This is a genomic window from Planococcus sp. ISL-109 (genome assembly GCF_018613655.1).
In the GTDB taxonomy this organism is placed as follows: Bacteria; Bacillota; Bacilli; order Bacillales_A; family Planococcaceae; genus Planococcus.
The window spans coordinates 21040-33134 of the sequence record NZ_JAGGPW010000007.1 but is presented as its reverse complement, the minus strand read 5'-3'; the positions used below and the strand labels follow the sequence as shown (position 1 = coordinate 33134).

12 protein-coding genes are annotated in these 12095 nt (G+C 46.4%); 4 read left to right on the top strand and 8 right to left on the bottom strand.

All coding sequences use genetic code 11. The annotated features are described in order from the left end of the window. Positions 1-272: 272 nt before the first annotated feature. The gene (locus J7E21_RS08795) at positions 273-1061 is read right to left on the bottom strand and encodes an alpha/beta fold hydrolase (protein WP_215106738.1); all 789 of its coding nucleotides are present in this window, start codon (positions 1059-1061) and stop codon (positions 273-275) included. Positions 1062-1552: 491 nt separating this feature from the next. Between J7E21_RS08795 and J7E21_RS08790 the strand changes: the two genes are divergently transcribed. Beyond that, positions 1553-2191, top strand: coding sequence for a DUF1269 domain-containing protein (locus J7E21_RS08790; RefSeq protein WP_215106735.1), 639 nt, complete (start codon positions 1553-1555; stop codon positions 2189-2191). A gap of 316 nt (positions 2192-2507) precedes the next feature. After that, complete coding sequence (locus J7E21_RS08785) at positions 2508-4010, top strand: phytoene desaturase family protein (RefSeq protein ID WP_215106733.1); 1503 nt, start codon at positions 2508-2510, stop codon at positions 4008-4010. A gap of 74 nt (positions 4011-4084) precedes the next feature. On the opposite strand, the gene J7E21_RS08780 is transcribed toward J7E21_RS08785, so the two are convergent. Genes J7E21_RS08780 through J7E21_RS08760 form a run of 5 tightly spaced genes read right to left on the bottom strand, consistent with a single transcriptional unit; the run spans position 4085 to position 7872 of the window. Further along, a complete protein-coding gene (locus J7E21_RS08780) occupies positions 4085-5182 on the bottom strand; it encodes a sensor histidine kinase (protein ID WP_215106731.1) in 1098 nt (365 codons plus the stop codon). Continuing rightward, on the bottom strand, positions 5175-5858 hold the full coding sequence (locus J7E21_RS08775; RefSeq protein WP_215106729.1) for a response regulator transcription factor: 684 nt from the start codon (positions 5856-5858) through the stop codon (positions 5175-5177). Before J7E21_RS08775 ends, J7E21_RS08780 begins: the two co-directional genes overlap by 8 nt. 32 nt (positions 5859-5890) lie before the next feature. Further along, positions 5891-6451, bottom strand: a complete 561-nt coding sequence (locus tag J7E21_RS08770) for a redoxin domain-containing protein (RefSeq protein WP_215106727.1) — start codon at positions 6449-6451, stop codon at positions 5891-5893. 19 nt (positions 6452-6470) lie between these two features. Continuing rightward, the gene (locus tag J7E21_RS08765; protein WP_215106725.1) at positions 6471-7229 is read right to left on the bottom strand and encodes a cytochrome c biogenesis CcdA family protein; all 759 of its coding nucleotides are present in this window, start codon (positions 7227-7229) and stop codon (positions 6471-6473) included. Next, positions 7216-7872 carry a hypothetical protein gene (locus J7E21_RS08760; RefSeq protein WP_215106723.1) on the bottom strand — a complete coding sequence of 219 codons (657 nt, stop codon included), beginning with the start codon at positions 7870-7872 and terminating at the stop codon, positions 7216-7218. Before J7E21_RS08760 ends, J7E21_RS08765 begins: the two co-directional genes overlap by 14 nt. Positions 7873-8040: 168 nt before the next feature. Between J7E21_RS08760 and J7E21_RS08755 the strand changes: the two genes are divergently transcribed. Continuing rightward, positions 8041-9468: a bifunctional metallophosphatase/5'-nucleotidase gene (locus J7E21_RS08755; protein ID WP_215106721.1), complete on the top strand. Its 1428-nt coding sequence runs from the start codon at positions 8041-8043 to the stop codon at positions 9466-9468. A gap of 191 nt (positions 9469-9659) precedes the next feature. On the opposite strand, the gene J7E21_RS08750 is transcribed toward J7E21_RS08755, so the two are convergent. Together J7E21_RS08750 and J7E21_RS08745 are read right to left on the bottom strand one after the other, a co-directional pair. Further along, positions 9660-10493, bottom strand: coding sequence for an alpha/beta fold hydrolase (locus J7E21_RS08750; RefSeq protein ID WP_215106719.1), 834 nt, complete (start codon positions 10491-10493; stop codon positions 9660-9662). Between the two features lie 15 nt (positions 10494-10508). After that, complete coding sequence (locus tag J7E21_RS08745; RefSeq protein ID WP_215106717.1) at positions 10509-11348, bottom strand: DUF4097 family beta strand repeat-containing protein; 840 nt, start codon at positions 11346-11348, stop codon at positions 10509-10511. Positions 11349-11482: 134 nt separating this feature from the next. Here J7E21_RS08745 and J7E21_RS08740 point away from each other — a divergent pair, with 134 nt between their 5' ends. Next, on the top strand, positions 11483-12094 hold the full coding sequence (locus J7E21_RS08740; protein WP_215106714.1) for a DUF2238 domain-containing protein: 612 nt from the start codon (positions 11483-11485) through the stop codon (positions 12092-12094). Position 12095 lies beyond the last annotated feature (1 nt).

Sequence of the window (12095 nt, the reverse complement as noted above, 5' to 3'; positions counted from 1 at the left end):
GACAGATCCGGTATCGAACGGCATCTTGCCCGCCTTTTTTTGGTGCTCGGCAAGTATTCATAATTGAACGGCGCACAAGGGACATTTAGGAACTTCTGGAAGTGGCAGAGAAAACTGAATGCAGAAGTGAACTAATCAAATACAAGCACAAACCGCCATTCCAAAAAGGAATGGCGGTTGTTTAGTTTCTATATCATTGTCGTCGGCGTATTGATCAGCATTGAGCAAAGAGGTATCTTTTGTACGGCGAGGAATGTGTATCGTGCCTGAAATTAGTTTGTTATCTCTGTAATGAAGGAAATTACTTCGTTATTAAAGGCGTCCGGGTTATCCTGGTTCGCAATATGGTGGGCATCATTTATGATGGTCAGTCTGCTGTTATTGAGAGTAGAATGGAATTTGATATTCATGCGTTTTATATAGGCCGCTTCATGATCTCCATATAAAATCAAGGTGGGCTGTTGAATCGGAGCTGATATTCCTTCCACCATATCAGCTATCATCGCTTTTGTAAGTTGTATGATGACAGATTTTCCTGATAAGGCTGCTGTCTTTATCAAATAGGCTCTTGTCTGCGGTTTTAATGCTTTGTGGTCCGCGAACATTTTAAACATGTATGGAGATGGAATCAGCGTAATCAACGGGGCAATGACAGGATTGATTGCCTTTAGTAAAAAACTGGATTTTGGATAAAGTCCGCCGCCGCCGATATGAATGGTAGCCAGCACTTTATCCGGATAAAAATAGGCGGCATGGGACACAATAAAACTGCCAAGTGACTGGCCGATTAAAATTGCTTGATCGATATTCAACTGATTTAATAAGCCGGCAATGATATGGGCACAGGTTTTGGAATAAGGCAGACTGCGGTCCAGACGGGAAGACAATCCATGATCAGGTAAGTCTACTGCGATGACTTTGTAGTGATTTTGCAGTTCAGCAACCTGGGAATCGAAAGTTTTATGGTCCATCGCAACGCCGTGTAAAAATACTAATGGCACATTGTTATCCTGGCCGGAAACTTCATAGTATAATTCTCCACCATCATATTTGTAAAACATCCGTCTCCCCCTCTAAGCAGATTTACTTCACAGTTTACTTGTATTTGGGAGAAAATCAAGCTCACCTATGAACTCATGTACACCCGTTCTGTTTTCCAAAGGGCGGACATGGAGCAACAGCATATTTTAAGGGAAATTTAGTTTAATGGTGAACCGAAGAAAAGGGAATGAAAAGATTAGTTATCTGAAAATTGGGGATACTTATAGGGGTGTGAAGAAAAGAACCGTCCGGAGAATAGTAAAATGATTTTTTTAGACATGGGTGTGTGTGCTGGCATACGTGCGCTACTTTTGCATCATTGCGCCTTTCGCCAAAAGCGAGGGTTAAACTTTATTTGGCCGCGGCTATTCAGCTGGTTCGATGTGGATGCAGATTTATTGAGAACATCCTGGGGTACATGATTTCAAGCTTGCTGTCATGGGCAAAAGGTGGTGAGGATAAAATTATAGTGAGCAGCATTTCAGTTAGTCAATAAAATGGAATGGGGTGGATGATTAACATGGAAAATGTCATCATCAGTTATTTTAAAGTGGAAAGTGAAGCTTTTCAGGCGTTTTCTGATCTGAAAAAAGGCAGTGCTTTCGTAGACCAATTTGCGCTTTCGCAAGTCGCTTTATTAAAAAAATCAAACGGTCATATTATCATGGAGGATGGATTTGATACAGGCAAACGGACCCTGGATTATACATTGAAAGGCGGGCTGATTGGGGCACTTGTCGGGGTTTTAGGCGGTCCGCTTGGCATGCTGCTTGGGTTCGGGGTCGGTTCAGTGGTTGGAATGGCCGAAGATACAGGAGAGGCCATGGAAGAAGAGAACCTTATTTCTGCGATGACTTCACGTATGAAAGAAGGGGATGTGGCAATGGTGGCAGTCGTCCAGGAGTTGTCCGAAAAATCTTATGACATCGTTTTAGAGAAGTTTGATGCAGAGACCGTGCGATACAGTGCCAGTAGTATTCTGGAAGAAATAGAACATGCGCGGGGTGTAGAATTAAAACTCCAGGAGCAGGCAAAAAAGGAAATGCGGAAGGAACGTTCTGAACATCGCAAAGGAAAAGTTGAAGAATACCGCAGCAAATTCAAAGAAGAGTTTGCAGAACTCAGAAAGCGTTTTTCTTCCAGAGACTAAGCTGGAAAGAGCAGCATCCAACTACCGGATGGACTAAAAAATCTTTAAAAACGCGCTCCAGTGAAACTGAAATGAAACAAAAAAGCCGCCATTGTGAGAAGAAATGGTGGTTTTTGTCATGTCGAGAAAGTTGAACAATTTCGCTTTCAAAAAAACAATGTGTATAATGATTATACAAAAACTATACAAAATACTTTGTGAAGATTATGCACAGGTATTAAAAGGGATATGACAATGTTCTGAAGAAAGCTATCAAGAGATTCTGATGGGTTAGATAGAATGAACAAAATTTTGTGGAATGAAAGGCGGTATATATATGGGTAATGCTACTAAATCGGTAATCGTGATCGGGGGAGGCCTCGGAGGCTTGTCTGCGGCGATTTCGCTGGCGCAACAAGGCTACGCGGTTTCATTATATGAGAAGAACGACCATATCGGCGGGAAAGTGAATCGCCTGGAGCAGGACGGTTTCGGCTTTGACCTCGGTCCGTCCATTCTGACGATGCCGCATATTTTCGATAAATTGTTCATCGCAAGCGGTAAGAAGATGCTTGATTACATTCCGATGCAGCGGCTCGACCGGGAATGGCGTTCGTTCTTTCCGGACGGGACGATAATCGACTTGTATCATGATCTGGACTTGATGGAGTGGGAGAACCCGTCGCTTTCGAAGAAGGACATAAAAGAGTATTACGCGCTGCTGAAATACTCGCGACGGATTTACAAGACGACGGAACATAGCTATTTGAAAGAAGGCTTTGAGTCGCCGAAAGAGGCGGTTGCGCAAAACGGCATCTTGTCGACATTGATCGGCTTCGATTTGACGTCGACCATGTACAGCGGGATTTCCAAACGCATCAGCAACCCGCATCTGCGCGATATGCTATCGTATTTCGTCAAATACGTCGGCTCGTCTCCATATAGTGCGCCTGCAGTGCTCAATATGATGATTTACATGCAGCATGCCCAAGGCTGTTGGTATGTGCCAGGCGGCATGCACAAACTGTCGGAAGGCATGGAGCGCCTAGCACGAGAAGAAGGCGTTCAGATCCATACCGGCATGGGCGTCATCCGAGCGCTGACGAGTAAAGAAGGCAAGATCACCGGGGTCGAACTGGAAGACGGCTCGTTCCAGACGGCTGATTATTACGTATCGAATATGGAAGTTATTCCGTTTTATAAAAAAATGGTTAAGGCTGAACATGAGTTTGTCGACAAGCTCGAGAAAAAGTATGAACCGGCGGGATCCGGCCTGGTGTTGCATCTTGGCGTCAAAAAAAGCTATCCGCAGTTGAACCACCACAACTTTTTCTTCTCAGACAACTTGTACGAGCAGATGGAGAAAGTGTTCGACAAGCACGAGCTGCCAGATGACCCGACAATTTACCTCGTCAACGTCAACAAAACCGATCCAACACAAGCACCAGAAGGACACGAAAATATCAAGATCTTGCCGCATATTCCGTATATCCAAGACAATCCGTTCACGCCGGAAGACTACCAGGAATTCGAGGAAGTCGTACTGGATAAGCTCGAGCGCATGGGACTTGATGGATTGCGCGACAATATCGTGACTAGAGATGTCTGGACGCCGCATGACATCGAACGCATTTACGGATCGGACCGCGGCGCGATTTACGGCACCGTTTCCGATAAAAAGCGCAACGGCGGCTTCAAGCATAAGAAACAAAGCGAACTGTACGATAACCTGTATTTCGTCGGCGGCACCGTCAACCCGGGCGGCGGCATGCCGATGGTCACACTGAGCGGCCAGCAAGTGAGCGATAAAATCGTCAAGCGCGATCAGGCTAGTAAGTGATAACTAAAATGAACCAATAGTTTTAAAAACGCCCTCTTCGAAATCGCTGGATTTCGAAGAGGGCGTTTCTCAGTTTAAATTGCTTTTTGAGCTTTATTTTCCAAAGGTATTACAAACCAAAATGCGTAGCGGCCATCTTTAGAATCTAATCCGATTGTGCCCTTATGGAGCTCGACAATTTCCTTTGAAATGGCCAAGCCAAGGCCGCTTCCGCCCGTGTCCCGGTTTCGCGAGGGGTCGGTGCGGTAAAAGCGTTCAAATATTTTTTGCGCGTCCGTTTCAGGAATTTCCTGGCCTTCACTGATGATGGACACATGATAATGGGTTCCGGAAACTTTTCCCTCTATGCGGATCGGGGCAGTGCCTTCGTAATAACGGATGGCGTTATCGAGTATGTTGCCCAAAACCTGCTGGATGCCGCCGTTGTAGACGCCGACAATTCCAGGAACAGCCTCGATATCGACATGGATGTGCTGTTCCTGAAGCCGCCAGTGGAACATTTCAACCGTCTGCCGGATCAACTGGCTCATGTCTTCCTGCTGTGTTTCCACCAATGTTTCCGTAGCGGCAATATCCCATTCTTTTAATTGTTCCAACTGCTCGACCATTGTGGTCAGCCGTTTTGCTTCGCCGTGGAGCGATTGGAATAATGCGGTATCGCCTTTAATGACGCCATTGCTGAGGGCATTCATATAGCCGTTTAAATTCGATAACGGCGTCCTGAATTCATGGGACAAATCCGAAACGATTTTCTGCCTGGACTGTTCCTTGAGTTTTAATTGTTGTACGAGTTCATTGAAATGGCCGATCAATTCACCGATTTCGCCCCCGGATTGGGTCTGGATGGTTTTAGGGTAGCGTCCATCTTTCATGACTTTCGTTGATTCGATCAGCTCTTTCAAAGGGCCCATCAATTTTTTGGTGAAGTAAAAATGAAGCAGGCTGCCGACGACAATTGTTGCGGCGCTGAACATCCAAAGAAATTGCAAGAGGGCAGCATTAAACTGGTTTTGCCGCTGCACATCCGATTCCATCCCGCTGACCAATGCGCAAGCAGCGTTATAGATAGTGAAACTGCTCAGTATAATAACCGCTGTAAAAGCGATCGTGTTTAAGAGGGTCAATCGCCAAAGGATCTGTTTTGGCCACAACGACTTAACAAAATTAATCATGGACGAATTTATACCCCATTCCCCTGACGGTCAAAATGCGTTTAGGAGAGGATGGTTCATCCTCGATTTTTTCCCTCAGATTTTTGATATGGGCATCTATGGTCCGGTCCAGAACCATCTTGTCGTTATAAGGATACAATTGATAGATTAAATCGTCCCGGCTCAGCACGATATTCGGGTTGTCCATAAAGTGGAACAAGAGATTGAACTCGTTTTTCGTCAACGGCAGTTTTTTTCCGAATAGCTGGACTTCGCCTTTTCTCGGCTGGATGGACAGGCCGCCATAGGTGATTTTTTGGCAGAATTGCCCCGTTCTCCGCAGTACTGCTTCAACATGGGCGACCAGTTCAGCGGGATCAAAGGGCTTCGTCATATAATCATCAGCGCCCATTTTCAATCCATCGATCTTATCCTGCGTCTTCGCTTTCGCTGACAGCATAATGATGGATACTTCGTTGCGTTTTTCGCTTCTGAACCAGCTGCATAATTCTTCTCCGCTTATTTTAGGAAGCATGAGGTCCAGAATGATTAAACACGGCTGAAATACTCGAAAAGATTCTTTCGCGTCTTCGCCATTTGCCGCTACGATCACTTCGTAGCCGGCTTTTTCTAAATAAATGGAAACAAGTTCGCGGATCATTCGATCATCTTCCACGACCAATATAGTAGGCTTCAACGCTTACACCTCTTGCCTAATAGATTAAAAAGCTAGTTCATTTTTTCTACTTCCCGGGCCATGAACTCCATGTTCAAGGCACCCGGCGCCACAAATGAGATGTGGCCTGTTGAATCGATCATATAAGATGCAGGGACGGCTTTCACTTTATACGTATGGGCTGTTTCTGAATTCGTATCCATTAAAATAGGGAAAGTTAGACCGAAATCTTCTACAAAACTTGTAATATTTTCTTCGCTTTGTTCGGTTTCGGTTAGATTGATAGCCAAAATCTCTACCGGTACATCCTGTTCCTCATAAAGTTGTTGCATGTCCGGCATTTCCGCTCTGCAAGGCGGGCACCAAGTCGCCCAAAAATTAATGAAAACCCGCTGGCCCCGGTAATCGGATAAGCGCACCGTTTCTCCGTCCATCGTCATCAATTCGAAATCAGGAGCAAGATCCCCGACTGCAACGCCCGTCACTTCAGGTTGAGCCGTTTCTGTTTCGGCAATCTCCGGTTCTTGTGCCGCCTCCTCGTCAGAGAGCAGCAAATCGTAAATCGTCCAGCCGACCATTGCCGTTATGATAACACCTAGAATCATTTTTTTCATTTTATTAAACCTCCACTTTTCATCCTAGTTTCGCTAACCACGTATCTTTGATTAAATCCAATAGCGCTCCGGTGATGACCGGCATCTGCCCGAAGAACAGCACAAGGCCCATAACAACCATAGTGGCACCGCCTATTTTCATGATGAATTGGCTTTTGCGGACGATCCATTTGGTTGAACCTAAAAAGAACGTCAACAGCACAAACGGCAATGCAAAACCTAAGACATACATCAATGTATAGAACATTCCTTGTCCGGGGTTACTGGCGGACAAGATGAGAATCGAACCGAAAACCGGTCCGATACAAGGCGTCCATCCGGCTGCGAATCCGAGCCCGATAAAAAAGGTGCCGATAAAGCCGGATGGCCGATTTTTGAACTGGAAGCGCTGCTCTCTCATCAAAGAGGTGATGTTGATCCAGCCTCCGATAAAAAGTCCCATGATTAAGATGAATACGCCGGCAATGCGCTGGATGAACAAACCGGAATCTCCTATCAGCAGATCTTGGATCCATTGGCCAAAGAAAGAAGCGCCGGCGCCCAGACTGATAAAAACAAGAGACACACCTGCCAGGAAAACCAGCGAATGACTCAATAACCTGCGTTGGATTTTCATATTCCGATTTCCCTGCAGCTCTTTCACGCTGATGCCTGTGATATAGGAAAGGTAGGCTGGAAATATCGGCAAAACGCAAGGGGATAAAAAGGAAATGGCTCCGGCAGCAAACGCCAGAAACATCCCTAAAATCAACATTGTATCTGTATCAATAGCACTCATTTGTTGCCCTCCTTCTGCTGCTAAGCAAAATCAAAAAATGGCCTGCTGTAAAAAGAATGAAGATAAACCACGGCTCCATCACATAACCGAATGCAGAAGAGTAGGATTGGAGCGATGAAATCAGCAACACACCACCAGCCCACATACTCAAAAGAACACTGCCGACGGCGTAAGGGGAGACTCTGTCATTGAGTCCCAGGAACAATGCCACTAGGACCGCATACAAAATCAGATTCCCAAAAGCGTAGGCATCATCAAACCAAGCCAATTGGGCGAATTCGTAGAAAAATGCTGCCGGCAATAAGATATACAATAAAGTTTGGATAAGCTGCCAACACTGGATCCGGCCGCTTCTCGCGCTAAAAAATAGCAAAGCCGCACTGAACAAAATGGCTAGATAGAAAGCTTGGGAACCACTTGGGTAGGCAAGAGCTGCCAGTGGATCGCGCAACAGCAAGGGCAGGTTCAATAGGATTTTCGATAGCCAGATGAACAGGACGAAATTGATGATTTGGGAAAGTGCTTCTCCGGCCTGCTTTTTCTTTTGCTCTTTCACTAAGTCGCTTATTATGTAAAAAACGGCAAACCCTAATATCATGCTGAAAACATATAGCAATATGGGGATGATTGCGATTGCGGGCATTGTTTTCCCCCTCATTTCTGTGTCATTCCACATCAACTCTACTTGTGGAATATGAAGATTTCATGAATATCTCTATTGTTTTTGACATAAGCTAAAACATTCGTGGGAACTCTCCTTTTCCTTTACAGTAAAAGAAGTTTCTAAATATTTGGGGAAAGAGGAGAAAACATGCAGTTTACTTTGATTCAGCAAAATGATACCCACGGATGCCTTGAGTTGCATAACGAACTTTTTTGGAGCACGGATGGGCCGCTATTGAAAAAGACCGGCGGATTTTCGAGAATCAGCCGGTATGTCAAAAATCTCAAAAACGAAAAGGACAATGTACTGTTTTTTGACGGTGGGGATCTATTCCACGGAACATTGCCGCTTGTGGCCAGTAAAGGAGAAGCGATCCTGCCCATCCTTGAGAAGATGAATCTCGATGGTTTCGTGCCAGGAAACTGGGATTATGCCTACGGGAAAAAACAGCTTCGGCAGTTGACAGAGAGCCTGCCTTTTCCGGCCCTTGCCTGCAATGTAATCGATGAGGATACGCAAGAAGGGTTTTTAAAGCCCTATGTAATCAAAGAATTGAATGGAATCAACATTGGCGTTATCGGATTGACTTATCCGTATGTCGACATCACGATGCCTCCTGATTTTTCAAAAGGATTGAGTTTTACAAAAGGGGTTGAAGAAGTGAGGGAGTCTGTTGAAGCGCTTAAAGGACAGGCCGATGTCATCGTGCTTTTAAGCCATATGGGCCTTCCACTGGATGTCAAACTGGTTTCCTTGGTGGATGGCATAGACATTGTGCTTTCTGGCCATAGCCATGACCGCATCAAAAAACCCATCATTCAAAACGGCACTTATATTGTGCAGGCGGGTTCGAGCAGCTCGTTTTTAGGGCGCCTTGATGTGGAATTTGAAAGCGGTGAAATAAGAGATGTCCAATATGAACTGATCGAGATGGATGAACAGTTAGAAGAAGACGAAGAAATCAAAGGGCTGGTCGACAGACTGTTATCCGTTTATGAAAAGGAAAGAACCGCTGTAATCGGAGAAACCATAACGCCACTTCACCGCATGACCTTGGAAGAAGCGCCGATGGATAAACTGATAACAGATGCCTACTTGGCCGCTTTCGAAAGCGATGCTGCTTTTTCCCATGGTTGGCGATATGGCCATCCCATTGCTGCAGGGCCGCTTACGCTTTACGATTTGCATACGATCATTCCGACCAATCCCGAAATGTTTACATTGGAACTGACGGGGGAAGAATTGTGGAATGCCTTGGAGCATAATTTGGAGCAAGTCTATTCTTCGGATCCATTCGAACAAAAAGGCGGCTATGTTCTCCGTTCCAGCGGATTGAAAATGACGTTCAAGCCGTATAATCCAAAAGGGCACCGCATCCAAAGCCTTCAAATCGCGGGTGAAGGTTTTCAACCGGAAAAAACGTATCGAATTGTCAGCGGTGGAAGTCAGCCTTTCAAAAAGCACGAGGACAAGAAAAACTATCAACACGTTCACGCTGTCGATGTCATTCAATCGTTCCTTCAAGAAAAAGGGCCGTACAAATTGAAGGAAGGCGCACATATCGTCAGTGTATAGAAACAATTGTTGAAACTGACTGGAAGTAGCGGAGAAAACTGAATACAAATATGTAACAAGCAAACACAAAAACCCCGCCATTCCGAAAAAAGGAATGGCGGGGTTTTTCATTAATGCTTCCGTTAAAGTCCGATTGGACCAACTAACAATCAGCGGGAGATGACGACCCCCCCATTGGTTGAAGTTTCTCTTTATCGACGCGCGCTTGACTCCTGCCCGGTCCAGACGTCATCGACAAAAAAGGTGATTTCTTGTGCAACATTTTTTGGGTCTTCCCAGTACAGCATATGGCCGAGCTGCGGGAAAGTGGTGAGGCGGGCATCCGTGATGGCGCTGGCCAGCTTTTCCTGGTCCTTGCTTGATGCAATGGTATCTTGGCGGCCGCAGACAATGAGCGCAGGGACTTTCACTTGGTGGAGCTGTCCTGGAAATTTCTCCTTCAGCAAGGCTTCGCTGGCCTCTTTCCAGACACGTGCCGGCACTTTTTGCGATTCGCTGAACATCATCTCCAGAAAATCTGGGGGCACGGGCTTGGTGAAAAGGCCTTCGGTGAAACTTTTGATAAACGCCAGACTGACGGGATCTGTTAAGCGGGACAAAGTGGATTCGTGCATTTCAACGATTTCCGGTTTGTCGCCGAGCGCGGAAGGGGCACCGACAAGGATGAGCCCAAGAGTCCGTTCCGCCTGTGTTGCCGCAAACTTCCTCGCGGCAAAACCGCCGCTGGATGCCCCGATGATGAAGGCTTTCGGAATGGCTTCGGCATTCATGAACAGTAACAAGTCCGCTTCGAAATCTTGGGTCCTGTATGACGCTTCAGGAGGATCGATACCGTCGTGTCCGCGCTGGGTAAAAGCGATGGCACGGATTCGATTGGGGAAATGCTGGAACAGCAGCTCGAATGTCCGGCAGGAATCGCCGAGGCCATGCAGAAAAATGAGCGGGATGCCGAGCGGATCACCGGTTTCTATATAAGGAAACTCCCTGTTATTCGGCAACAGCATTTTTTGAAGTTTCAATACCAACGAATTCCGCTCCCCTCACTCGACAATAATGCGGCCGTTATTCGAAACGAGCTGGATCAGCACGTCGCCGTCGCCGAAAGTGGACTGTTCGTTCTCGAGGCCATACACATTAATGCTTCCGTTATCGACGCGCGCCTGAATGCGGGCGTTGGCTGGCTCGTTTTCGGTGTGGATTTCAATATGTCCGTTATTCGTTTGCAAGTCGACAGGGAAATCGAGCGTGTCGACAGTCAAATCGATGCGGCCATTGTTCGCCCTCGCCTCTATTTCACCCGACACATCCGTAAGAATGATGCGGCCGTTCGAAGCGCGGACTGTCATGTCGGCTTCGATGCTTGTCAGCTCAATGCGGCCATTAGCTGTTTCGGCATTGACCCTTTCGCTTTCGACCGCTTTCAAATCGATGCGGCCATTATTCGCTTCAAGCGATAGTTCAGCGGCTTGGATGTCTGTCGCCTTGATGGCACCGTTTGTGCTGTCTACAGAGAGAGAGTCAAGACCGTTTGCCGGAACATAGACTTGCAGCGTGGAGGAGTGGTTGAAGCCGAACAGGGAAAATCGGGACCGTTCCTCCACTTCAATAATCAAGCGGGTGCCTGAAAGATCTGTGTTCAACGTGAAATCATCGTTATTGCCTAAAAGCACGATGCGGAAAGTGCCGTCATTGCTTGGCAGAACATCCACGCGGGAATTTTTCACCGTTATTTCCATGTCTTCGATTTCCTCATCGAAAGTTTGCTCCTCCAACACTTCCTGTTGCTCTGGGTCCGAAGTGTAGCTGACATACAAGAAAACAATGACACCGATTAGGAATAGAGAGGCTACGATGATCAAAATATTCACCAATGTTTTCATAGTGAGATTCTCCTTTCTTGAATAAAACATTCGCAGCATTAAACATGGCGACAGGGTATTTCCAAAATTTGTTGAATACATACAACAAAGAGCAAGAGAAAACAAGTCAGGTCGCAGGGGAAGGAAGGATAATCATGGAATCCATGCAGAACAGGCGGACGATTGGGGTAGAGCGGATTGTCTGGTGGTCCGTGCAGATCTCTTTGTTGGCGGGTATCTATTATATGTATACCCAAGACAATGGGACGAAAGTATTTATGGGCTTTCTGACGATTGCGGTCATGTTGGCTATCGCACTCGTACAAAGGCGTTTCAATTATCCGCTGCCGTCCACTCTCGCGAGCATCGTCTATCTCTTCATCTTTTTCTCAGTAGTTATCGGTACATTCGGCGGAGGCTACAAAATCAAGCATTTCGATGATTTCCTCCACGTGTTTTCAGGCATCTGGATCGGCTACGCCAGCTGGGTCATCTTACGGCGAGTGCTTCATAACGGGGGAGCTGCCAATCTTCCGAACTCTTTTATCGCCCTTTATATTATCTCTTTTTCCTTAGCGGCTGGGGCGGTATGGGAATTGCTGGAGTTTGCGGGCGATAAATTATTCAGTTTCACCGCACAGGGCCGCGATCCGGATGATACGATGATCGACATGATCATGGGGTCTATCGGCGGCGTGATCACCGCCTTTGCCATCTTGAAATTGCGGGGCAAAGACAAGAGTGAAGAAACAGATGAAGAGGAGTAGA

Excerpts from the sequence above, each read along its gene's own strand:
- J7E21_RS08755 (WP_215106721.1), top strand. The coding sequence starts at position 8,041 with ATGCAGTTTACTTTGATTCAGCAAAATGATACCCACGGATGCCTTGAG.
- J7E21_RS08780 (WP_215106731.1), bottom strand. The coding sequence starts at position 5,182 with ATGATTAATTTTGTTAAGTCGTTGTGGCCAAAACAGATCCTTTGGCGA.
- J7E21_RS08740 (WP_215106714.1), top strand. The coding sequence starts at position 11,483 with ATGGAATCCATGCAGAACAGGCGGACGATTGGGGTAGAGCGGATTGTC.
- J7E21_RS08765 (WP_215106725.1), bottom strand. The coding sequence starts at position 7,229 with ATGAGTGCTATTGATACAGATACAATGTTGATTTTAGGGATGTTTCTG.
- J7E21_RS08795 (WP_215106738.1), bottom strand. The coding sequence starts at position 1,061 with ATGTTTTACAAATATGATGGTGGAGAATTATACTATGAAGTTTCCGGC.
- J7E21_RS08760 (WP_215106723.1), bottom strand. The coding sequence starts at position 7,872 with ATGCCCGCAATCGCAATCATCCCCATATTGCTATATGTTTTCAGCATG.
- J7E21_RS08785 (WP_215106733.1), top strand. The coding sequence starts at position 2,508 with ATGGGTAATGCTACTAAATCGGTAATCGTGATCGGGGGAGGCCTCGGA.
- J7E21_RS08790 (WP_215106735.1), top strand. The coding sequence starts at position 1,553 with ATGATTAACATGGAAAATGTCATCATCAGTTATTTTAAAGTGGAAAGT.
- J7E21_RS08745 (WP_215106717.1), bottom strand. The coding sequence starts at position 11,348 with ATGAAAACATTGGTGAATATTTTGATCATCGTAGCCTCTCTATTCCTA.
- J7E21_RS08770 (WP_215106727.1), bottom strand. The coding sequence starts at position 6,451 with ATGAAAAAAATGATTCTAGGTGTTATCATAACGGCAATGGTCGGCTGG.